The following is a 21,836-nucleotide window of genomic DNA, read 5'->3' on the forward strand; positions in this document are numbered from 1 at the left end:
AGAATCTCTCGATAATAAGAGTATTAAATTTATGTCGATATGTCAAACACGAAGGAACTAGATATATGAAAATTAAAGTAAAGGTTATACTTTTTACAGCATTTATTTTTTTCGCAGCATATCTTTCTGCTCAGAATTCTGGTGCAGGTAATTCTGGATTATCGCGTGGAGAATCCCTGTTTAAGGAAAACAATGCAAAGGATGCCGTTCAGGTACTTGAGTATGAAATCCTTAATGGTCAGATTTCAGATAATTCCTATAATTTTCTGGGATTGGGATACTATCAGCTTGGTGAATATGATAAATCCATAGATGCCTTCAGACGCGGAATGAAAGCACAGCCGGATAATAAAAAACTTCTTTCCTATAATATGGGAAATACTTATTACGCTATGAAGGATTATGCATCAGCTGTAAGCAGCTATTCAGAAGCTCTCAATGCAGATCCTCTTTTTTATGATGCACTTTTGAACCGCGCAAATGCACTTTTAATGTCAGGACAGCTTGTTTCTGCAAAAGATGATTATATTGATTTTGTAAATAAATGCCCGGATAATCCTCAGAGAGAACGAATTGAACTTTTGATAAAGGCTCTGGAAGAGGAAATTGCCCGCAGAGAAGAAGAAGCAAGACTTCTTGCTGAACAGAATAAAGCTCAGTGGGAAGAATACGATGGAAATCTGAATGAAAAACGAAAAGAATCGTTCTCTCCAGACTGGGAGAAGGTAGAAGCTGGAATTGAAAATAATAAAAAGGCAGCTGAAAATCCGGAGTGGGAGAGAATAAACGGAGAAAATCCGGAAGCTGTTGTAGAAAATAAAACTCAGGAAAAAATTACTGCTTCAGATACAGAAAATGAAGGTACAAGAGTTGATTGGGAAGAATTTGAGCATGATGGAAGTTCTTCTCTTGCAGTTTCAGAAGAAGTAGTAGATGATGTTGAAGACTGGATGACCTTTAGTGATGATGAACTTGATGAAATGAAAGAGCTCGAAAAACAGTCTCGTGAAGAACATGAAAAATGGCTTGAGGAAGAAAGAAGACGAAATCAGGAACTTGCAAATCGTGAAGCAAAAGTCCGCCAGAAAGAGCAGGAAGCTGCCCTTGAGGATGAACGCAGACTCAGAGAACAGCTGCTTGAAGATATGAGAAAATCAGAAGAAGAAAGACGAAAAAAGCTTCTTGAAGATGTTGCAAATTCATTGCAGGGAAGTGATTCAACAAATCTTACTTCTGGAGCTGAAGATCTGATAGAATATGATCTGGAAGGGGAACTGGATTAGTATGGAATTCAAACGTTGGAAAGATTTATCAGATGAGGAAAAAGATAAACGTCTCAAAAAAATCTGTAGTTATGCTGCCTCTGCGCTTTTTATAATCATTTTTTTACTCATTCTCATGAAATGTGAGGCCTGCAGCAGTACTTATCGTCATAATAGAGACTTTTCTGATGGGCGCGGTCATGCTTATGGTGAAAGATTATCTGGAAATGACTTGTTTGCTGATGATTATGATACAATAATCCAGTCTGATTCTGAAAAGGATGATGCTGAGAAAGCTGCTGAACTTGAAGCTGCCAGACTAAAAGCATCAGAAGAGGAAGAAGCACGTCTGAAAGCTGAAAAAGAAGCTGCAGAAAAAGCTGAGGTTGAAAAGGCTGAAGCAGAACGCCTGGCTGCAGAAAAAAAGAATCAGAAAGCCGAAGAAGAAAAGATTAAAAAAGCAGAAGCAAAGAAAGCCGCGGAAGAAGCAGCCCGCAAAAAGGCCTCAGATGACAAGAAAAAGGCGGAAGAAGCTGCTCGTAAAAAAGCCGAAGACGACAAGAAAAAAGCAGAAGAAAATGCCCGAAGAAAGGCAGAAGAAGACAAAAAGAAAGCAGAAGAAGCTGCCCGTAAAAAAGCAGAGGATGATAGAAAGAAAGCAGAACAAACTGCTAAGCAGAAGGCAGAAGAAGAACAGCGTATTAAAAAAGCTTTAGAAGAGGCAGAAAGAAACCGACTTAATGCAGAAAAAGTCGAAACCGAAAAAAATATCTCAAAACTCGATGACATCTCAAAAAAACTTGAAAATGCAACATCAGAGGCAGAAAAACAGAAGTTGTTAGATGAAGGTGTCGCACTTGCTAATAAACTTATAGAAAACGGTGTTGAAAATGACTCTGCTCACTATATTCTTTCTCAGGATGCGCAGAAGAAAAAAGATTATTACCGTGCTTTAACAGAACTGGAAAAAGCAATCGCACTAAATGAATCAAATTATCTTTATTATTATGATATGGGTAAACTTCAGTATCTTTTGAGAAGATATAATGATGCTAAAGTTTCCTTTATAAGGTCCGTAGAATTAAACGATCATTTTTCACCTAGTGTCTATAATCTTGGTCTTACTTATGTAAAACTAAATGATGAAAACAGTGCACTCACTTCGTTTAAAAAATCAGTTTCTATAAATCCTGAATATGAAAAAGGTTATATTGAACAGGCAAGAGTTTATAACCGCCAGGGAAAACTTGCAGAATGCGTAAAGGCTTATGATAATCTTATTAAATTATTCCCTGATAATACTTCTGCAATTATGGAATTGGGCTCGGTTTATTATCAATATGGAAAATATGCAGAATCAGAAGCACAGTATAAAAAAGCGCTGGATAAATTAAATAAGAGTGAAACTAAAACTTTAACAGCCTATAATCTTTCAAAAGTTTTATATGATGATAAAAAATATGCAGAAGCATCACGTTATGGCTGGATTGCTTATGATGAAAAGGATTTCTTATTAAATGAAGTTCAGCAGGCAAATGTAACTTACAATTATGCCTTAATTCAGGAAAAGAATAATAAAATAGAAGATGCAAAAAAATTGTATAAAGAAGCACTGGCGCTTAATCCAACTCATATAAAATCAAAGATAAATCTCAGTGTGCTTTATATGGCAGAAGGCAATGAGGAACCTGATAAAGCTTTGTCCCTTCTTCTTGATGCCTACAAAACTGACAGCAAAGATTTCAGTGTAAACAATAATCTGGGAACAGCTTATATGCTCAAAGAAGATTATGCTTCTGCTGAAAAATACTATAAAGCAGCTCTGGAAATCATACCTGAAGATGATGACGCTTTATTGAATCTTGCAAATTCTCAGGTAAAGGGCGGAAAACTGACTGACGCAATTGCGAACTTCACAAAAATTACATCTAAAAATCCTGATAATCTTGAAGCTTATGTAGGTCTTGCAAAGGCTCAGATTCAGGCTGGAGATGGAAGCAGTGCATACAAAAATCTTTTGTATGTAAGAAACAAGAATCCATCTTTCAGAAAAGCCGAAGTTCAGAGCCTGATTGCAGTATTTGAATAACCAGCCCTGAACTTATAAATTGAGTGTAAAGCCTTTGTTTTAAGTGCGCTTTACAAGTTCAAAAAGTTTTTCCCTGCTGATTACAGTGTAAATCGGGCGGCCATGAGGGCAGTGCGGATCTTCAAGTGTAAAGGCCTGCTCTACAAGGCGGGCGGCTGTAATTTCATCAAGAACATAACCGTCTTTTACGGCGGCTTTACAGGCTGTCATTGCTGCAATTGAGCGGATTATTTCTTTAGGCTCTACCTGTTTTACAAAAAGAAGAGTCCTAAGATCGTATTCAGTTCCTGTCCATCGTTCTGGAATTGTTTTGATTTCCCAGTAACCGTCAGATACATGTTCTGTTTCAAAGCCGATTCTTGTAAGCTCTGTTTTCAGTTTTTCAAGCTGATTATCCTGAGTTTTTGATTCTGTTTTGATTTTATATGGGATAAGAAGAGGCTGTCTTCCGGCTTCTCCCTGTGAGTTCATAAGTTTGTCAAAAAGAATGCGTTCATGAACTGCGTGCTGATCAATAATGTAGAGGCAGTTATTTTTTTCTGCGAGAAGGAATGTACCCAGACATGGTCCGATATATTTTACCTGAGAATGTTTTGGAGCATCGAAATCCTTAGTATTTTCAGAGGCTGCAGAAAGAGCCTGTTCTGCAAGAGAACTTGTATCTGATTTTATTCCAAGGTATTTAGAGCGGAAATCAGAAAGCGCTTCAGATTTTGTCTCTGAAGGCTTATATGAAATATGTTTTTCGTGAATTGAGTAGTCTGCTGCACCTTTTGAAGAAGATGGAGCAGAAAATTCTGAAGAAGCTGGCCGATTGTAAGAAACTGAAGGAAATGATGAAGTTGTTTTTTCAGGAACTTCAAAACTGAATTCCTGAATTCTCGCTTCATCAGCAGGCTTATCCTCAGAGAAATTAGCATATGTATACTGATGAAAGAAGGTTTTAATTGTACTGCTTAGGCCATGATGCAGGGCAGAAATATCAGAAAAGCGGGCTTCCCGTTTTGCAGGATGAATATTGAAATCTATAAGGTCTGGTCTGATTTGTGCAAAAACAGCAGCAACCGGATAAGTTCCGTTTGGAAAGTATCCCTGTGCACCATATTCAACAGCCTGTACAAGAGCGTATTCCTGAATTCTTCTTCCATTTGCATAGATAAAGATTTCTTTTTTATTTGAACGGCTGACAGCTGGTTCTCCAATTACTACAGTAAATGACCATTCAGGAGAACTTCCACCGGCATTTCCAGAAAGTTCATAAAAAAGTTCTGAAGGTTCTGAATAGCTGTTTGCACTTACAAAACGGTCTTTTATAGACTGATTTGCGGGTAAATCTATTTTAGTTTCACCATCAGATACAAATCTGAATGAAATATCAGGTCTTGAGAGAGCTTTTTCTATAAAAGTGTTGCGGCACATTATGCCTTCTGTTGCAGGTCTTTTTAAGAATTGACGGCGGGCTGGAAAATTTTCAAAAAGTCCTTCTGACTGTACGATTGTTCCCTGTAGTTCTGTAGCTGGTTCAATAATATGGTCTTCGGTAATACTTGCGCGCATTTTGTAGCTGCCGCTTTGAATGGAAAGTCTTGCTACTGCAGCAATTGATGCAAGGGCTTCACCGCGGAAGCCGAGAGTTGAAAGATTCATTAAATCAACTTCATTTTCAATTTTACTTGTAGCATGAGGACGGGCACAATTTTCAAGGTCCTCACGGGTCATTCCGCCGCCATTATCAATTATTCTGATTTTTTCTATACCGCCGCCGGTAATTTCTACAATTATGCTTGTTGCTCCAGCATCAATGGAATTATCCATAAGTTCGCGGATAATTGCGTTAGGGCGGTCAATTACTTCTCCGGCAGCAATTTTGCGTGCTACTTCAGGATTCAGAGTTCGTACAGGGTGTTCTAAGCTCATCTTCTGGTTCCGTTTACTTCGCTGTCATCAGAAAAAAGATCAAGCTGAGGAGGATTGTCTTTAGATACAGGCTGTGGTTCATTCATGAGAATCTGGATTTTGCCTTCAATTTCATCAAGCTGCTTTTCCATACCGGAAGCAAGCTTAATTCCTTCTTCAAAATCCTTGAGTGCATCTTCGAGTGAAATATCGCTGCGTTTTATATCTGATGTGAGTTTTTCAAGTTTTTCTAAATTTTCTTCAAATGTATTCATAACGGTTTTATCCTCCTGATAAATTACGGTTCAATTTTATTTTGTTACTACTGCGTGAATCTTTCCTTCCGCAGGTGTAATTGTCAGTTTTGTCCCTTCTGAAACCTGTTCAGAGCTTCTTATTATCTTTCCATTTTCATCTGTAACCATGGAGTATCCACGGTCAAAAATGGTTTGTGGACTAGCATTCTCAAGTATTGTTTTGTTTGTATCCAGTCTTATGCGAAGGTCCCGGATTTTTTCATTTATATTTAATAAAAGATTATCGCGGGCTGTAGCAAAACGGTTCAGCAATGGCTGCTGGATGTTTCTGAAACGAACTTCAAGGCTTTCCGGATTAAAAGATTTAATCAATAGTCGGGTTGCACCTATTTTCTGAGTAATTGCTGTATAAAGTGTTTCTTTATAAGTTTCCAGATTTGTACGGATGTCAGCTTGTTGCGGTACTGCCATTTCTGCAGCTGCAGAAGGAGTAGGAGCACGACGGTCTGCAGAATAATCACAAAGTGCCCAGTCAATTTCATGGCCTACAGCACTAATTGTCGGAATTTTTGAAGCGGCAACGGCTCTTACAACACTTTCTTCGCTGAATGGTAAAAGGTCTTCCAGCGAACCACCACCGCGTCCTACAATCAGAATATCACAAAGCTCATAAAAATTTGCAATCTCTATCATTTTACAGATAGTCTGGGCAGCTCCGTCTCCCTGAACGATAGCAGGAAGAACAATTACATTCATCCCGGGATTTCGTCGCTTAGTAACGTTCAGAATATCCCGAATTGCTGCTCCCGTTGGACTGGTTACAACACCAATAGTCCGAGGATATTTGGGAAGCATCTTTTTATTGCTTTCATCAAAAAGCCCTTCTGCCGCCAGTTTGCGTTTTCGTTCTTCAAGCATCTGAAGAATGTTTCCCGCGCCGGCAATTTCCATTGTATTTACTATTATCTGGTAATTTCCCTGAGGCGCGTAAACAGAAAGATTTCCAGTACAGCGCACTTTATCTCCGTCTTTAGGGCGGAAATTCAATTTCATTGCTGCACCACGGAAAATAACAGCTTTTATCTGAGCATTATTGTCTTTTAATGTGAAATATATATGACCAGCAGCACTCGGACGCCAGTTAGAGATTTCTCCTTCTATTATTATGCTTCTAAAGGAAGTTTCCAGAATCTCTTTTATGAGGTCTGTAATCTGTGATACGCTGAAAACCATGTTTTCGGGTAAGCCCGGTTCGTTCATTTTTCCCCTCTATTTTGTACAATTTCAACTTACCTTATTTTATTAACTTATTCAATGAAATGCCGATAAAGAATTTGATGAAAACCATAGTAATTTTTTATGACAACGACTCTTCATATTCAAAAGAAAAAGCCTTCAATGGTAAATCTGCAGAAGAACTTTCAAAAAATTGGGCAGAAAGCCTTGGACTGCCTTCATTTACAGTAAAATCTGAAACTCTAACCCAGCTTCTTTGCGAAATGAAGGAGCTTTGCACTAAAGAAAATGCCGAAACGGCTGTTTTTTCTTTTATCGACCTTCCGTTTCTTGATAAAAAACTGTCTCAGAAAATCATAGATTCACATATAACATATAAATCTGAATATACTTTTGCAGATGGATATCCTTATGGTTTTTCACCAGAAGCACTAAATGCCGGAACAATCGGTATTCTTGCAGAACTTTCAAAAACTACCCAAGTCTCTCTTGGAGAACAGCCTGTAAGTAGAGAAGGTTTATATAATCTTATAAAAACTGATATCAATTCTTTTGATGTTGAAACAGTAATTGCAGACTCAGACTGGAGACTTTTAAGACTTTCCTTCCATTGCGGTAAAAAAGATAACTTTATGCAGTGTAAAGCATTGTTTGATGCAGCTTCAAAAGAGGATTTTGATGATGTTGAAAAACTTTCTGCTATTGCAAGTAAAAATACAGCCTGTCTTAAAACAGTTCCAGGCTTTTATAATATTCAGATAGCAGATAAGGTAGCTTTTGATTCAATTTATTCTCCATATTGTAAAGCTTATGGAGAAAAGTTTGGAAGTTCACCACTTTCATTATCATCTGATACTTTTATGGCTTTTGATAAAATCACCAGCCTTATAGATAAAATTGCCGGTTTTAGTGAAAATGCAGTTATCGGTCTTTCTGCCTGGGGAGAGCCTCTCAATCATCCGGATTTTCTGAAAATTGTCGAAAAGATTCTTTCTTATCAGGGACTTTCAGTTTTCCTGGAAACAGACGGTCTTTCAGTAACTTCAGAGCTGTGTCAGAAGCTTTCTGAAATTGTAAATAAGGCAGCGCCTCGTACACATCAATGGCAGAAAATTATGCTTGCAGTAACTCTAGATGCAGCTTCAGATGCAACCTATCAGAAAATACATAAAAATGCTTCGGAAGGGGCTTTTGCAGCAGCAGTAAATGCTGTTTCACTTCTTCAAAATGCAATTCCTGGCTGTGTTTACCCTCAGTTTGTAAGAATGAATGAAAACGAAGCAGAACTGGAAGCCTTTTTCCGTTACTGGAATGAAAAAACAAATCCTTCTGGTGGAAATCTTATTATTCAAAAATATGATGATTTTGCTGGCCTGCTGCCGGATTGCAAACCTGCAGACCTTTCTCCTTTAGACCGCGATCCTTGCTGGCATCTCCGCCGCGACCTCACAATCCTGTCAAACGGAGAAGTTCCACAGTGCCGCGCCTGCGTACTCTGCGGCAAAAATGGAAACTCACTTGGTAATGTATTTACAGATTCTCTTGAAGAAATCTGGAAGAAAAACGATGAGCTTTTAATAAATCATATAAATAAAAAATATTGCAATAAATGCGAGAAATGCGATGAATGGTATACCTTTAACTTTTAGCGAACATCAGATAAACAGAACAATCCTCGGCGGACCAAAGGTTACAGACCCGGCATCGCTCAATATTTCTGTAATTTTACTCAACAGCAGCGGCAGCCACTTCAAGCTCCACGTTTTCGAAAATCTTTTGCAGTGTGGTTTTCATACAATCGTGTCTGTTGAACATGATTCAAGTAATTTTACAGATGATGTTTCAAAACGTTTTCCAATGATAAAATTTCTCGTGCCACTTGAAAAAACAAATGACGGTGACCTTATAAATCTTGCAATGAGCGAAGTTCAGACAGATTATGTACTCGTACTTCGTGACAGCCTGAACATACCGGCTAATTTCATGCCATCGCATCTTGCAGAAAGACTTACAGCAGAATCTCCTTATTGTATAGTTCCAAGACTTCTTGATAAGAACCGTGCCGCTCTTCCATGTGCTTTTTCTCCAAGTGCAGAACGTACGCATTTTGTAATTGATTCGTCTTCAGAAATTGCGAACGGTAAAAAAACACTTTTTCCTTTTGATTTTATTGGTTTATATAATAGAAAAAAGTTTATTGAACTTGGCGGTTTTGACTGGACAATTGCCTCTCCATACTGGCAGAATCTTGATTTAGCAGTCCGTTCATGGCTTTGGGGTGAGCAGACTGTGCTTACTTCTCTGTTACAGTTCTCTTATATAGATGAAAATCCTGTAAATGATACCACATATAATCTGGATTATCTTAGATATTATTTAAAAAATGAGCTGCCTAAAATTCGAATGGAGCAGGGATGCTTAAAAAAATCTTCATTCCCTGTATTTTTATTACGATCTTCCTGTGGAATTATGGAAGCGAGACGGCAGTTTAATGCTGCAAGAACCTGGGTAGAAAAAAATAAATTCCGTTATAAAATGGATTTACAGACTCTGGTTCAAAACTGGAGTAGAGATGATGAAAACAAAGACAAATAGGACAGTAATTGTACAATGCAGATTATCTTCAACAAGACTTCCCGGAAAGGCCTTAAAAGATCTTTGCGGAATGCCTGTACTTGCTTATGTGCTTGAAGCAATGCATAAGGTAAATGCGGATTATTATTATGTAGCTACTGATGAGGCTTCTTATAGTCAGCTTCTTCCTGTTTGTAAAGAACATGGTTTTGAATGCTATGCCGGAAGCCTGGAAGATGTTCTTGAACGATTTGTTTCACTTCTTGATACAATAGAGACAAAAACTGTTATTCGTGCTACTGCAGATAATCCGTTCTTATTTTATGAAGCTGCAGAAGAATCGGCATCTCTGTTTGAAGAAAAGAATAATGGAAAATCGCATTGTGATTACCTCACATATTCAGGACTTCCTCATGGAAGCGGAGTAGAAATTTTTTCTGCAGATTCTTTGAAGAAGGCTGCTTCTGAAACAACAGATCCATATGATCATGAACATGTAGGACCTGCTTTTTATAATCATAAAGACCGCTACTCTTGTGAATTTGTTCCGGCTCCACGTCGTTATAATTATCCTGAGCTTCGTACTACAATAGATACTTATTCAGATTATTTACGTGCTGTTTCAATTTTAAATTATTTCAAAGCTCATAATTATGAAGCTCCTTTCACAACAGAACAAGTTATAGAAGCTTGTAATGCAAACTGTGTGAAATATCCTGTTGTACTCGTCCCTTCTGTTGTAAAAGGTCATGGCACTGGACATTTACGACGCTGTCTTTCAGCAAGCCTGCAGGGTGGATTTTTTGTTTATGTTCCGGATGATAAAACTCTCAAAGAAGCTGATTCTGTTATAGAAGAATATATTGCAGCAGGACTTTCAAAAAATCAGATTATCAATTCCATACCTGATGAATCATATCTGCCTGCAATTATTACAGATACTTTTGAGCTTACAGAAAATCAGTTAAAGGAACTTTCTAAGAACAGAAGCCTCATTTCAATTGATGAAGGTTCAAGATATACAGATTACTGTGATTATCTTTTAGATATCATTCCTTCATATAAATGTGACCGCCTTGCTAATAAAACTGATTCCGGATTTATTACAATGCCGGAAAATGTCCGTGAAGTTTCAGAAGATGATTCAGATAAAAAGATTGAAAAGGTTCTGATTTGTCTTGGCGGTGAAGATCCTGCAAATCTTACAATGCCTGCAGCTCAGGCTTTCCGAAAAAAGTTCCCGGATGCAAAAATTACGGCAATAATTTCTAATGAATCCAGTCCTTATGTAGATTATGCTGGTGGTCCGAATATTGAGTTTATAAAGCCTGTAGCTGGTCTTCGTGAAAGACTATTTGAATATGATATTGTAGTAACTCATTATGGACTTACAGCTTTTGAAGCAGTGTATGCCGGTTGTGGTGTAATTCTTCTGCCAACAACAAAACTTCATAAAAAACTTGCAGAAAAGTACAGCTTTGCTTATGTAGGCGATAAGAATATTTCTGATTCTGCATTGCAGTCAGCTCTTGAATCTGAAAATCTATATTCTAAAACCTTTTTGAGTGGTGAAAAGAAATCTCTTGGAGCTTTTTTGCGTCATCTTTCAGCAGGAAAAAGAATGTCTTGTCCTGTATGCGGTAAGATTCCTTCTCAGCCAGATACTGTTATTTCAAGAAATGAAACCAGAACTTATCGCCGCTGTTCAACCTGCGGAATGGTTTATATGGCTTTTACCACAATTGAAGATAAAAAATATCAGAAAGAGTACTTTTTTGAAGAATATAAAAAACAGTATGGTAAAACCTACGAAGAAGATTTTGATTCAATTAAAGCTCAGGGAATGCGTCGTGCTTCAATAATAAAAATGTTGAGCGGAATTGGAGGCGATGGCGGAGAAAAGAATCTTCTGGATATAGGTTGTGCTTATGGACCATTCCTTGCAGCTGCCAGTGAAAGCAGTTTTAATCCGTTTGGAACTGATATTGCAGAAGATGCTGTTGCTTATGTACAGCAGAAATTAAAGTATCCTGCGGTTTGTTCTGCTTTTCCTCAAATTGATACTGCAGAAGAATTTGGAATTACCCAGTTTGATGTTGTTACAATGTGGTATGTAATTGAACATTTTAAGGATTTGGGAAAGGTTTTGAGAAAAGTATCTACACTTGTACGTAAAGGTGGAATTTTTGCTTTCTCAACACCGTCTGGAGAAGGTATTTCTGCTGTAAGTGATAAAGATCATTTTTATGAAATCAGTCCTACAGATCATTATACAATCTGGGAACCAAGCCGTGCAGATTCAATTCTCCGTATATTTGGTTTCAGAGTAGAACGTATTGTTTCTACTGGTCATCATCCGGAACGCTTTCCTTCAATTAAAAAAAGCGGGGCTCAAAAAGGCAGTTTAAAATGGAATCTTATGGATGCTATCAGTCATGCCCGCGGTCTTGGTGATACAGTAGAAATTTACTGTAGAAAAATATAAATTACAATTTCGAGGTGGGAAATGAATATTTTAATTCTCGGTGCAGGTCTAATGCAAAAGCCTGCAATACTGAGCAGTAAGGAACTTGGCTTTACAGTAAACGTAATTGATGCAGATGATAAAGCTGTTTCAATTCCTTATGCAGATACTTTCCGTAAAATTGACTTAAAAGATAAAGAAGGAATCCTTGAATACGCAAAAGAACTTAAGGCTTCAAAAGACGGACTTGCTGCAGTTTTTACAGCAGGAACAGATTTTTCTGCAAGCGTAAGTTATGTCTGTGAGGCTTTGGGATTACCTGCTCATAACTACCAGTCGGCAGTTAATGCAAGCGTAAAAACAGTTATGCGCGAGTGCTTTAAGAGGGCTGAAGTTCCTTCTCCGGCATTCTGTCGGGTAGGGCGTGAAGACCTCGAAAAAGCTGGCAGTAACGGAGAAGTCCTTCTTTCAAAAATCCGCACACAGATGGATTTTCCTCTTGTTATAAAACCAGTTGATAATATGGGAGCCCGTGGCTGCCGTATGGTTCGTAATGATGTTGAATTTTTGCCGGCACTTAAAGTTGCTGTTGAATGCTCACGAACTGGTTTTGCAATTGTAGAAGAATATATGGAAGGTCCCGAATACTCAATTGATGCACTTGTGCAAAACGGAACTTTTACAGTTACAGGTTTTGCCGTACGTCATATAAAGTATGAACCATATTTTATTGAAGTTGGTCACACAATGCCTGCTATTCTCGATAAAAAAATCCATGATGAACTGATTTCAGTTTTTGCTTTGGGTGCAAAAGCTCTTGGACTTACAACAGGTGCTGCAAAGGCAGATATCAAATATACAAAAAAAGGTCCAATGATTGGAGAAATTGCAGGACGCCTTTCGGGTGGTTATATGTCTGGCTGGACTTATCCTTATGCTTCAGATTTGAATCTCACAAAGCAGGGAATCCTTATTGCTGCAGGACGAGAACCGACTGACCTCATAAACAGACGTAAACCTGTAGACTACACACCTTCAGAACTTTGTAAAAATGCAGAAAAGCCATATGAGCTTTTTGAAGTAGAGTGTCTTAGAACTTCTGCAGAAAGAGCCTGGATGAGTATTCCAGGAACTGTCAGATATATAGAAAACATTAAAGATTATTCTGACAGAGCGGTCTTTGATGTCCTTCCTCGTGCAACAGTCAGTATTGGTGGCGAAGTTGATTTCCCTCGTAATAATGTTGAAAAATGTGGAAATATCATTGCTGTAAGTCACAGGCGTGAAGCTGCCATTACAGTTGCAGAAGATGCGGTTTCTGATGTATTTATCACTCTGGAACCTGATAATCCAAAAACTGATAAATATCTTAAGGGTGAAGAACTTGATGATGAAAATGCTTTCCCGCCAGATGCTTTTGGAAAACTGAATGAAAAGGAACTTGCTGAGCTTGCCGGAAGGGAAGATATTCCTGCTAATGCAAAAATCATCAATTACATTCCAGATGTGCTTAAATCTGCCGAATATAAAAATAAGAAGGACTGGAATTATAATACCATCCAGTCGACTGCAGAAAAGTTTGATATTCTTCGTACAAAGCATCCGACATTAAATCAGGAGAAATTCTGGAAAGCTGTAATGCGCGGAGGAATTCAGGCTGCAGTTTATGTATCAGATACAACTGAAAAACTTGGAAAATAACAGGAAATAACATGAAGCTAAAAAAACTTACAGCTATAATCAGTACAATTTTTCTCTGTGCTGCAGCATTTGCCGTAAATGATATAGATCTCCTTGAAAAAGGAAAAAAATCAGGTATGACCATTTACTGGGATTCACTCTCAGAAAGCGGAATGATTGAAAAAAACGGACATCAGCTTTCATTCAGAAATGGTGAAAGTATTGTGCTTTTAGACAGTCTGAAAATGATGATCACCGAAGCACCGGAACTCCGTGGAAATCAACTTTATGTTTCCAAAAAATTTCTTGATGATTCAGAAGAGTTTTTCAATCAGAAATCAGAACTTCCATTTAAGGTCGGCGCAATTTTAATTGATGCAGGTCACGGTGGAAAAGATCCAGGTGCCCTTAAGACTTATAAAATCAACGGAAAGAATGTAACAATCCAGGAAAAAGATATTACTCTCAAAGTTTCAAAAATGCTGGCTGAGCGTCTTAAGGCAGCTTATCCTGGAAAACAGATAATACTTACCCGTAATAAAGATGTCTTCCTTACACTTGGAGAACGTACCGACATCGCAAACAACGTAAAAGTAGGTGAGAATGAAGCCGTGCTTTTTATCTCAGTGCATGTCAATTCATCCCTTAATAAAACTTCATCTGGTTATGAAGTGTGGTACCTTTCACCAGGCTACAGAAGAAACGTGCTTGATAAATCAGCAGTGGATGGAGACGAAAACCTCTTCCCGATTTTGAACTCAATGCTCGAAGAAGAATATACAACCGAGAGTATAATGATTGCCAAGTTTATTATGGACGGACTTCAGGCACAGATTGGAAAAGAATCTACAGCCCGCGGAATAAAAGCCGAAGAATGGTTTGTAGTCCGCAATTCAAATATGCCGAGTGTTCTCATTGAATTAGGCTTTGTTTCAAATGAAAAAGAAGCCTTGTTATTAAATGACGAAAGATACTTGAAAAAAGCAACCCTTGGAATATATAATGGAATTGCAGCGTTTATTACTCACTTTGAACGTTCTCAAGGATTTACTACGATAAAATGACAGCTAAAGCTACAATTAATATGCTAAAACAAAAGAATCTTGCAATATTTATAACTTCTCTTGTAATCGCAGGCTTATTTGTATTTTCATTATTCTGCTACGTTGTTACTAAAGATACATGCCGAAGAACCTTTATTTTCCCTTCTGCAGAGAATGGAAAGTATATAATTGAATATCGTAATCTTACAGAAAAGCCACATCAGGGCGATATAAATCTTTATATTGAAGAAATATTGCTTGGTTCTACTGTAGAACGAACAAAACTTCTTTTTACGCCGGGAACAAAACTGCTTTCCTGCTTTGAAAGAAATCACATTCTGTATGTAAATCTCTCTAAGGATTTATTACAGATGGGTGATGGTGTTATTGAAATCAGAGAGGGGACAGAGCTCCTCAAAAAAAATATACAGCAAAATTTTTCAAGAATAGATTCCGTAGAAATCTTCATCGACGGAAAATCTGCTTTTGAAAAATAAAAAACATTGACAAAACGATGTACTTGATAGATAATAAATTTAAATACAAGGCTACATCGAATTAGTATAAAAAAGGAGCTTCAAATGAAGAAGACTTTTGGTTTAATTGCAGCTGCTATGCTGCTTGTTGGTGGGGTTGCTTTCGCTGATGAAGCTACACTCATCGATTTTACTATGCTGGATGCTGACTGCTGTGCAGATGACAATGGAAATGCAACTCAGAACGGCAGAACAGTAATGGACTACTCTGTAAGCGCTGGTGCAACTTTCACCGAAGATCAGAAGGATCTTATGAAAACTTCATTGGCACTGCCAGAATGGGAAGTTAAGCTGAACTCATCTGCAAAGACAGTTCAGAGCTTGGCTGACTCAACAGTTGTTGCCGCTCCTGTAAAAGGTGAAGCAGATGTTCCTTTTGCTGGAAAGAACGTAATGGGTGTACGCATCGTATTCCCTACATGGAACTCAAATGCAAATGCTCGCATCGTTCCTCCGTTCGATATTCCTGCATACGAGCCACTTGCTCAGGCAGATGAAAATGGTACTCGCCAGGAACCAACTGATGAAGAAAAAGCAAGCGGAAAAACTCTTTTTGAAGATGGATACGGTGTTGTAAAGAATGTTGGAACAGTAAAAGCTATTTCTGTTACAACAATGGGTATGAACTACCCACATGGACTTTATGTTCTTATGTCAGATAACGACGGTATTGAAAGACGTTACTTCATGGGTTACCTTGGTTTCGATGGATGGAAAGAACTCCGCTGGAACAACCCACAGTACATTTCTGAAATCCGTAACCGCGAAATCCGCGTATATCCAATCTATCCACGTGGACTTCCTTTCGTTAAGTTCCAGGGCTTCCAGGTAACACGTGATGCTGCTCACATCGGTGGCGACTTCATTGGTTACTTCAAGGACGTAAAGATTATTTACGACAAGGCTCTTCTTACTAGCGACCGCGACATTGCTGATGAAGACCTCTGGGGAATCATTGGTAAGAAAGAAAAGGCTCGCCAGAATGCAGAAATGCAGAGATTCGGTAACAAACAGGTTAACCGCTACCTCGAGAAGGCTAAGCTTGCTACTGAAGATGAATTCACATCAAGCTTGAACGAAGGATCTGGATCTAACGCTCAGAGCAACGGTGGACAGGCAGCAGACGCTAAATAATTAGTCTGTTGATTTGATTACACGCCTTGGAAAGTTATTTGTAAATGGTAATTTTCCAGGGCGTATTTTTTTTAACCTTTAACGGATTTTACTTATGGAAACTGCAAACTTAATTTCTAAAAAACAAATCAGAGAAATTTATGAATCCTATACAGATTATTTCAATGAAATAATGTCAAAGGTAATAGAACGCCTTCAGCAGAATATAAAGCTTTCTGCACAGCCAACCTATAAAAGCCGTGTTAAAAGCTTTGACAGTTATTTTAAGAAGGTGCTTCGCTTAAAGCCTGATCAGATGGAAGAAACAAAATCTCTCATATACCTTACTGATATGATGGGTATAAGAATGATTTGTGCCTTTCTTGAAGATATCAATATAGGTCTTGAACAGATTAAAAAGCTTTTTGAAATTAAGGAAGTAGAAGTAAAAGGTGCAGAGAAGAAGTTCTCTGAATTCGGATATGAATCTATTCATGTTCTGGTAAAGATTCCTCCAGAGTTTTTGCCTCCTCTTGAAGGTAAGTATGAAGGTCTTGCTCCAATTTCTGACGAGCTTGTTTGTGAAATTCAGATTAGAACAATTCTTCAGGATGCATGGGCAGAAGTGGAACATGAGCTCATTTATAAGATTGAGTTTAATCCTTTTGATATTCCATTACGCCGTAAGCTTGCATCTATAAATGCATCTCTTACACTTGCAGATATAACATTCCAGGAAATCCGTGATTATCAGAATAAACTTCAGCGCGAACTTGATGAAAGACGACGTTCTTTCTACAGCCTTGCCGATGGTTTCTTAAACGAGAAAACAGAAAAGAAAGAAGAAGATATTAACCGTGTAAGTCCATTTGTACAGGGCACAATAGATGATCTTCTGCTTAAGGCAATTGAAGCTCATAATGACGGGCATCTTTCCGAAGCAGTTGATATTTATACAAGAATTATTGATGCTGTTCCAGATACAGATAAAAATGTACTGGCTGTAATCCGTAAGCACCGTGGTATGGCCTTCTTTGCTATGAATAAACTGGATGATGCTCTGGAAGACTTTCAGAAGAGTATTGAAGCAGATCCTAAGGCTTTCCGTTCTTATTATTATAAGGGTATTGTTTATTCAATCCTTAAGAAGTATAAGGAAGCTATAGAGTGCTATACTAAATCTCTTGAAATCAACGAGTTCCAGGCTCATACTAATTTCCGCCGTGCAATGGCATATTATGAACTTGGTGAATACGAGCAGTCTATGAACGACCTGGACGTTGCTCTTAAACTTGGAATGAATCCGGATGAATGCAAGCCTTTACAGGAAAAGCTTGTTAAAAAGTTCGGAATGAATATGTAAAAAAATATTAAAAAAATTAAAAAAAAGAGACTTAAGCTATTGACGAAACTTTACGTCTCTGATATATTCTTAAAAGTCAGAAATGACTTATGTCTCCTTCGTCTAGTGGTTAGGACATCGGGTTTTCATCCCGACAACAGCAGTTCAATTCTGCTAGGAGATGTACAAGCCTTGTAACGTCAGTTGCAAGGCTTTTTTTTTAGGTGGTGGGAAAAAACGTGGAAATTTCTAAATACTTATCTGATTCTGCCAGACAGACGATAAAGGCTGCAGTAAAGGAAGCAGGCGGAAATGAAGTTTTCTTTACAGGTGATATTACCAGTAACGGTCTTGTTGAATCTGTTAAAATCGGCTCACGAGGCAATTCCCACACTGTTCCTGTCAATTTCCACGACGCACGAAATACATCAGTTTTAATTCATAATCATCCAAGTGGAAATCTTCTTCCGTCTGAAGCTGATCTAAATGTTGCTGCCGGTGCTTCTGAAAATGGCTGCGGCTTTTATATCATCAACAATTCGGCTACAGAAATTTATGTTGTTGTTGAACCTGTGCTTCCTCATGTTGCAAAAAAAGTAAATGAAGACGAAGCCGGGGAATATATTTCTGAGGGCGGCCCTTTATCTAAAATCTCAGATTCTTTTGAAGAGCGTCCTGTCCAGGTTGAACTTCTTAAGCAGATTGTAAATGCTTTTAATGATGATAAAATTGCAGTTTTTGAAGCTGGGACTGGAGTTGGAAAATCTTATTCTTATCTGATTCCTTCTGCCTTGTGGGCACTTACAAATCGTGAAAAGGTTATAATCTCTACCGGAACAATAAATCTTCAACAGCAGTTATGTGAAAAAGATGTTCCTGCTGTAGAAAAAATTATTGGAAAGAAAATCAAATATGTTCTGATGAAAGGCCGTCAGAATTATGTCTGCCTGCGTCGCCTTAATGATGCGGCTTCAATTCTCGATTTATTTGAAGGTGAGGGTGATGAACTTAAAAAAATTGCCGAATGGGCTCAGTCTTCACCTACAGGAAGCCGAAGTGATCTTTCCTTTATGCCTACTGAAAATATATGGTCAAAAGTAAATTCAGAAAGTGATGCCTGCATGGGAATGCGCTGTCCTTATCATAATGACTGTTTTGTCATGAAGGTAAGAAAGGAAGCTGCGGGTGCAAATCTGATTATTGTAAATCACCATCTGTTGTTTGCTGATATTGAATCAAGGTTAAGTGGTGCAGGTTATGATGATGCTGCCGTACTTCCTCCATATCGTCATATAATTTTTGATGAGGCTCATGGAATTGAAAATGCTGCAACAAGTTTTTTCAGTGAAAGTGTAAACAGATTTAAAATCAATAAACTTGTAAATCAGATGTATCGCCATAGAAAGAATTCTGAGGCTGGACATTTATGTAGTCTGGCTATCCTTTCTGCAAATGAAGAAAAAGCTGGAGATGCTTTTGAGTTTACAAATAAAATAAAACTTGCCCTTACTAATGTTGAAATAACAGCTAAGGATTTACTGACCAATGATTATACAATGCGGCTTTATGAAGGTACGGCCAGAAATTTCGGACCTTTCCTTGTAGCCGTTGGTGAACTTACTCGTGCACTCGGTGCTTTTGCAGATTTAATCAGAATAGTTATGGAAGGTGTAAGCGATGACGATAAGGATGCTCCATGCTATTGGGAATCAAAAACAATTCTGCGCCATCTTGATAGTTATGTAATTCTTTTGAAAAACTTTCCTATGTGGGATGAGAAAAAGGATGATGTATTCTGGATTCAGAAAAAAAGACTTCCGCCGGATATGATTCGCGATGGCGGAGATCCTGAATATGTAATTCTTACACAGACTCCTCTTGATATTTCACATCTGATGAATGACGGTGTTTTTGAACAGATGTCCAGTGTAGTATGTACTTCTGCCACCTTAAAAACAGGCAGGGATTATTCTTACTGGATGCGCCGTACAGGTGTAACACTCGCTGGTGAAGATAGAATCATAAAAGGGGAGTTTCCTTCACCATTCCCATACAATAAAAATATGCTTTTTGCTGTTCCGAATGACGCACCGTTACCGGATAACATTCAGTATCAGCAGTATATAGAAATGGCTCTTCCCCGATTGATTCAGGCTGCTGCTGGTCGTACTCTGGTGCTTTTTACTTCTTATGAATCACTCAAGAGTGCTCATCGTACGGTTGTTGCCTGTATGCGTGGATTCCCTGGCAGAATCATGAAGCAGGGCGATGACGATAATTCAAAACTTCTTGAAGCTTTTAAAAAAGAAAATGAAAGCGTTCTTTTTGCAACCGATTCTTTCTGGCAGGGAGTAGATATTCCTGGAGAATCCTTATCTCAGGTTATTATAGTAAAGCTTCCTTTTACTGTTCCTAATGATCCTGTATTTGTTGCCCGTGCAGAAGCTATTGAAAAAAGAGGCGGCAGCTCATTTATGGAACTGAGTGTCCCAGAAGCCGTAATAAAATTCAGACAGGGTATAGGACGTCTTATACGCCGTTCTGATGATAAAGGTGTAGTAGTAGTACTTGATCGCCGTATTTATGAAAAACGTTATGGCAGCTGGTTTATTGCCAGTATGCCGGAATGTAAAAAGGTTTATGAGCCTTTATCTGATATAACTGATAGAATAAATTCCTTTATTTTTAACTGAAAATAAAGTATAATACATATCAGATTTTTTGATTTTCTGGAGCCGATATATGTCTCACTTTCTGACTATTTTATGCTTATTTTCTATGGTAATTCCTGCAAGTATTGCGAATATATTTGCATATCCTGTAAGCAAAAAACTTAGTGTCAGAATCTCTGATTATATTGTAAAGGTTCTTGCTCCTCGTCTTTTTGCAATTCTTTATACTTATAGACATTTCCATTTCTGGGGCTACGAGGATAAAAAAGATTCTCTCCCTGAAAACTTTATTCTGATTTCAAATCACCAGAGTCTTCTTGATATTCCTGTTTTTATGAAATTCTTTGAAGGACAGGAAGTTCGTTTTATAGCAAAGGATACTCTTGGAAGACATATTCCGCTTGTTTCAGAAATGCTTCGTGCTCAGGAGCATTGTCTTATTCCTCGTAAGGCAAAACCAATGGAAGCAATGCGTTATATTTCTGATTTTGGAAAACGTGTTGTAGCACGAAAACAGATTCCAATTCTGTATCCGGAAGGATCTCGTACACGTGATGGTAATGTTGGAAAGTTCTTTTCTGCCGGTTTCCGTCAGCTTTCAGAATCGACAGGACTCCCTGTTGTTGTATGTGCACTTGATGGCGGCTGGCAGCTTCGTGATTTAAGAAAGCTTGTTACAAACCTTAAAAACGGCTGTTACCGTGTAAAGATTCTTAGAATATATGATTCTCCAACAACAAAGGAAGAATGTAATCAGATTCTTGAAGAATCAAGAATGCTTATGCAGCAGCAGCTTGAATACTGGCGAAAGCTGCCATCTGATAAGAAATAGATTCTGAAATAAAATAGTGAAAGCAAAAAAAAAAGACCGTACGTTTCATGATTACGTACGGTCTTTTTGTGTCGGTAAGCATAACTTACCTCTGAGCCATTATGTCGATAATCCTAAAACGACCCTTTCGGCTCGTTTTTTAACGGATTTTCGATTATAGGCAAGTAAAAACTAAAGATTATTTGAAATCTTTAGGTCTTCTTTCAACACGTTTGCATTTCTGGCATTCTGCCTGATTCTTAAGTCTACCATTTTCAATCATGGTCTTCATTATGATTTCGCCACCACAGTCAGGGCAAATGAATTTTTGTGTTGCAACAGTTGTACGAGAGTTTTTACTAGCTCCAGCCATTATGTGCCTCCAATCGAATATTCGTAACAAATATAATAATGAGATAAGGCGCTAGTGTCAATAATTCAAATCACAAAAATCGAAACTTTCATTGACACAAAATATGTAATTTGATAGTATGAACAACAGTTAACTATATTTTTTGGGGGTCTCCAATTGGCAGGCAAAAAATCATCTGCAGAAAAAAGACACGCACAGAGCGAAGTTCGCAGACTTCATAATAAAGCAATCAAGAGTACTTGCAGAACTTATGCAAAGCAGTTTGTAGAAGCAGTTCAGGCTAAAGACCAGAAACTCGCAGAAGAAAAATACAAGCAGCTCCAGAAGGAACTTGATACTGCTCGCAGCAAGGGTGTTTTGAAGAGAAATGCTGTGTCTCGCAAGAAGTCAAGAATGATGAATCTTTATAATGCTACATTTGCAGCAAAATAACATTTTTGATTAATGCATTATAGAAAACCAGTTGAAATAATTTTCAACTGGTTTTT

The 21,836-nt window shown here is 38.0% G+C and carries 17 protein-coding genes and 1 tRNA gene; 14 read left to right on the forward strand and 4 right to left on the reverse strand.

Translation table 11 applies throughout. The features are described from left to right. Positions 1-65 precede the first annotated feature (65 nt). Together BMY21_RS01595 and BMY21_RS01600 are read left to right on the forward strand one after the other, a co-directional pair. Positions 66-1,283, forward strand: coding sequence for a tetratricopeptide repeat protein (locus BMY21_RS01595; protein WP_074640257.1), 1,218 nt, complete (start codon positions 66-68; stop codon positions 1,281-1,283). A 1-nt stretch (position 1,284) separates the two neighbouring features. Further along, a complete protein-coding gene (locus BMY21_RS01600; RefSeq protein WP_074640258.1) occupies positions 1,285-3,351 on the forward strand; it encodes a tetratricopeptide repeat protein in 2,067 nt (688 codons plus the stop codon). Between the two features lie 39 nt (positions 3,352-3,390). Here the strand turns inward: BMY21_RS01600 and mutL are convergent, their stop codons facing one another. Genes mutL through xseA form a run of 3 tightly spaced genes read right to left on the reverse strand, consistent with a single transcriptional unit; the run spans position 3,391 to position 6,764 of the window. Further along, on the reverse strand, positions 3,391-5,268 hold the full coding sequence (mutL, locus tag BMY21_RS01605; protein ID WP_074640260.1) for a DNA mismatch repair endonuclease MutL: 1,878 nt from the start codon (positions 5,266-5,268) through the stop codon (positions 3,391-3,393). Next, positions 5,265-5,522: an exodeoxyribonuclease VII small subunit gene (gene xseB / locus BMY21_RS01610; RefSeq protein ID WP_074640262.1), complete on the reverse strand. Its 258-nt coding sequence runs from the start codon at positions 5,520-5,522 to the stop codon at positions 5,265-5,267. The genes mutL and xseB overlap by 4 nt, the downstream gene beginning before the upstream one ends. 36 nt (positions 5,523-5,558) lie before the next feature. Next, positions 5,559-6,764, reverse strand: a complete 1,206-nt coding sequence (gene xseA, locus BMY21_RS01615; protein ID WP_256210223.1) for an exodeoxyribonuclease VII large subunit — start codon at positions 6,762-6,764, stop codon at positions 5,559-5,561. A gap of 77 nt (positions 6,765-6,841) precedes the next feature. Here xseA and BMY21_RS01620 point away from each other — a divergent pair, with 77 nt between their 5' ends. From BMY21_RS01620 to BMY21_RS01670, 11 genes are all read left to right on the forward strand, one after another. After that, on the forward strand, positions 6,842-8,389 hold the full coding sequence (locus BMY21_RS01620) for a spiro-SPASM protein (RefSeq protein WP_074640264.1): 1,548 nt from the start codon (positions 6,842-6,844) through the stop codon (positions 8,387-8,389). Next, on the forward strand, positions 8,364-9,335 hold the full coding sequence (locus tag BMY21_RS01625) for a hypothetical protein (protein ID WP_074640266.1): 972 nt from the start codon (positions 8,364-8,366) through the stop codon (positions 9,333-9,335). The genes BMY21_RS01620 and BMY21_RS01625 overlap by 26 nt, the downstream gene beginning before the upstream one ends. After that, complete coding sequence (locus BMY21_RS01630) at positions 9,313-11,799, forward strand: cytidylyltransferase domain-containing protein (protein ID WP_256210224.1); 2,487 nt, start codon at positions 9,313-9,315, stop codon at positions 11,797-11,799. Before BMY21_RS01625 ends, BMY21_RS01630 begins: the two co-directional genes overlap by 23 nt. 21 nt (positions 11,800-11,820) lie before the next feature. Continuing rightward, positions 11,821-13,479, forward strand: coding sequence for an ATP-grasp domain-containing protein (locus BMY21_RS01635; RefSeq protein ID WP_074640269.1), 1,659 nt, complete (start codon positions 11,821-11,823; stop codon positions 13,477-13,479). 11 nt (positions 13,480-13,490) lie between these two features. Then, positions 13,491-14,522, forward strand: a complete 1,032-nt coding sequence (locus BMY21_RS01640) for an N-acetylmuramoyl-L-alanine amidase (protein ID WP_074640271.1) — start codon at positions 13,491-13,493, stop codon at positions 14,520-14,522. Further along, complete coding sequence (locus tag BMY21_RS01645) at positions 14,519-14,998, forward strand: GerMN domain-containing protein (protein ID WP_074640273.1); 480 nt, start codon at positions 14,519-14,521, stop codon at positions 14,996-14,998. Before BMY21_RS01640 ends, BMY21_RS01645 begins: the two co-directional genes overlap by 4 nt. A gap of 84 nt (positions 14,999-15,082) precedes the next feature. After that, complete coding sequence (locus tag BMY21_RS01650; RefSeq protein WP_074640275.1) at positions 15,083-16,171, forward strand: flagellar filament outer layer protein FlaA; 1,089 nt, start codon at positions 15,083-15,085, stop codon at positions 16,169-16,171. 94 nt (positions 16,172-16,265) lie between these two features. Beyond that, entirely contained in the window at positions 16,266-17,513 is a 1,248-nt protein-coding gene (locus tag BMY21_RS01655) for a RelA/SpoT-related domain-containing protein (protein ID WP_074640277.1), read from the forward strand. Between the two features lie 91 nt (positions 17,514-17,604). Then, positions 17,605-17,676 (forward strand) — tRNA-Glu (locus BMY21_RS01660). 55 nt (positions 17,677-17,731) lie between these two features. Continuing rightward, positions 17,732-20,185: a helicase C-terminal domain-containing protein gene (locus tag BMY21_RS01665; protein ID WP_074640279.1), complete on the forward strand. Its 2,454-nt coding sequence runs from the start codon at positions 17,732-17,734 to the stop codon at positions 20,183-20,185. A 49-nt stretch (positions 20,186-20,234) separates the two neighbouring features. Continuing rightward, on the forward strand, positions 20,235-20,996 hold the full coding sequence (locus BMY21_RS01670; RefSeq protein WP_074640281.1) for a lysophospholipid acyltransferase family protein: 762 nt from the start codon (positions 20,235-20,237) through the stop codon (positions 20,994-20,996). Between the two features lie 178 nt (positions 20,997-21,174). On the opposite strand, the gene BMY21_RS15630 is transcribed toward BMY21_RS01670, so the two are convergent. After that, on the reverse strand, positions 21,175-21,348 hold the full coding sequence (locus BMY21_RS15630; protein WP_143064140.1) for a hypothetical protein: 174 nt from the start codon (positions 21,346-21,348) through the stop codon (positions 21,175-21,177). A gap of 156 nt (positions 21,349-21,504) precedes the next feature. On the opposite strand from BMY21_RS15630, the gene rpsT reads away from it, so the two are divergent. Then, positions 21,505-21,780 (forward strand): 30S ribosomal protein S20, encoded by a 276-nt coding sequence (rpsT, locus tag BMY21_RS01675; RefSeq protein WP_074640283.1) that lies wholly within the window; start codon positions 21,505-21,507, stop codon positions 21,778-21,780. The last annotated feature ends 56 nt before the right edge of the window (positions 21,781-21,836 follow it).

This window comes from Treponema bryantii (assembly GCF_900111035.1).
Classification (GTDB): domain Bacteria; phylum Spirochaetota; class Spirochaetia; order Treponematales; family Treponemataceae; genus Treponema_D; species Treponema_D bryantii_C.

Excerpts from the sequence above, each read along its gene's own strand:
- BMY21_RS01595 (WP_074640257.1), top strand. The coding sequence starts at position 66 with ATGAAAATTAAAGTAAAGGTTATACTTTTTACAGCATTTATTTTTTTC.
- BMY21_RS01600 (WP_074640258.1), top strand. The coding sequence starts at position 1,285 with ATGGAATTCAAACGTTGGAAAGATTTATCAGATGAGGAAAAAGATAAA.
- mutL (WP_074640260.1), bottom strand. The coding sequence starts at position 5,268 with ATGAGCTTAGAACACCCTGTACGAACTCTGAATCCTGAAGTAGCACGC.
- xseB (WP_074640262.1), bottom strand. The coding sequence starts at position 5,522 with ATGAATACATTTGAAGAAAATTTAGAAAAACTTGAAAAACTCACATCA.
- xseA (WP_256210223.1), bottom strand. The coding sequence starts at position 6,764 with ATGAACGAACCGGGCTTACCCGAAAACATGGTTTTCAGCGTATCACAG.
- BMY21_RS01620 (WP_074640264.1), top strand. The coding sequence starts at position 6,842 with ATGAAAACCATAGTAATTTTTTATGACAACGACTCTTCATATTCAAAA.
- BMY21_RS01625 (WP_074640266.1), top strand. The coding sequence starts at position 8,364 with ATGAATGGTATACCTTTAACTTTTAGCGAACATCAGATAAACAGAACA.
- BMY21_RS01630 (WP_256210224.1), top strand. The coding sequence starts at position 9,313 with ATGATGAAAACAAAGACAAATAGGACAGTAATTGTACAATGCAGATTA.
- BMY21_RS01635 (WP_074640269.1), top strand. The coding sequence starts at position 11,821 with ATGAATATTTTAATTCTCGGTGCAGGTCTAATGCAAAAGCCTGCAATA.
- BMY21_RS01640 (WP_074640271.1), top strand. The coding sequence starts at position 13,491 with ATGAAGCTAAAAAAACTTACAGCTATAATCAGTACAATTTTTCTCTGT.
- BMY21_RS01645 (WP_074640273.1), top strand. The coding sequence starts at position 14,519 with ATGACAGCTAAAGCTACAATTAATATGCTAAAACAAAAGAATCTTGCA.
- BMY21_RS01650 (WP_074640275.1), top strand. The coding sequence starts at position 15,083 with ATGAAGAAGACTTTTGGTTTAATTGCAGCTGCTATGCTGCTTGTTGGT.
- BMY21_RS01655 (WP_074640277.1), top strand. The coding sequence starts at position 16,266 with ATGGAAACTGCAAACTTAATTTCTAAAAAACAAATCAGAGAAATTTAT.
- BMY21_RS01670 (WP_074640281.1), top strand. The coding sequence starts at position 20,235 with ATGTCTCACTTTCTGACTATTTTATGCTTATTTTCTATGGTAATTCCT.
- BMY21_RS15630 (WP_143064140.1), bottom strand. The coding sequence starts at position 21,348 with ATGGCTGGAGCTAGTAAAAACTCTCGTACAACTGTTGCAACACAAAAA.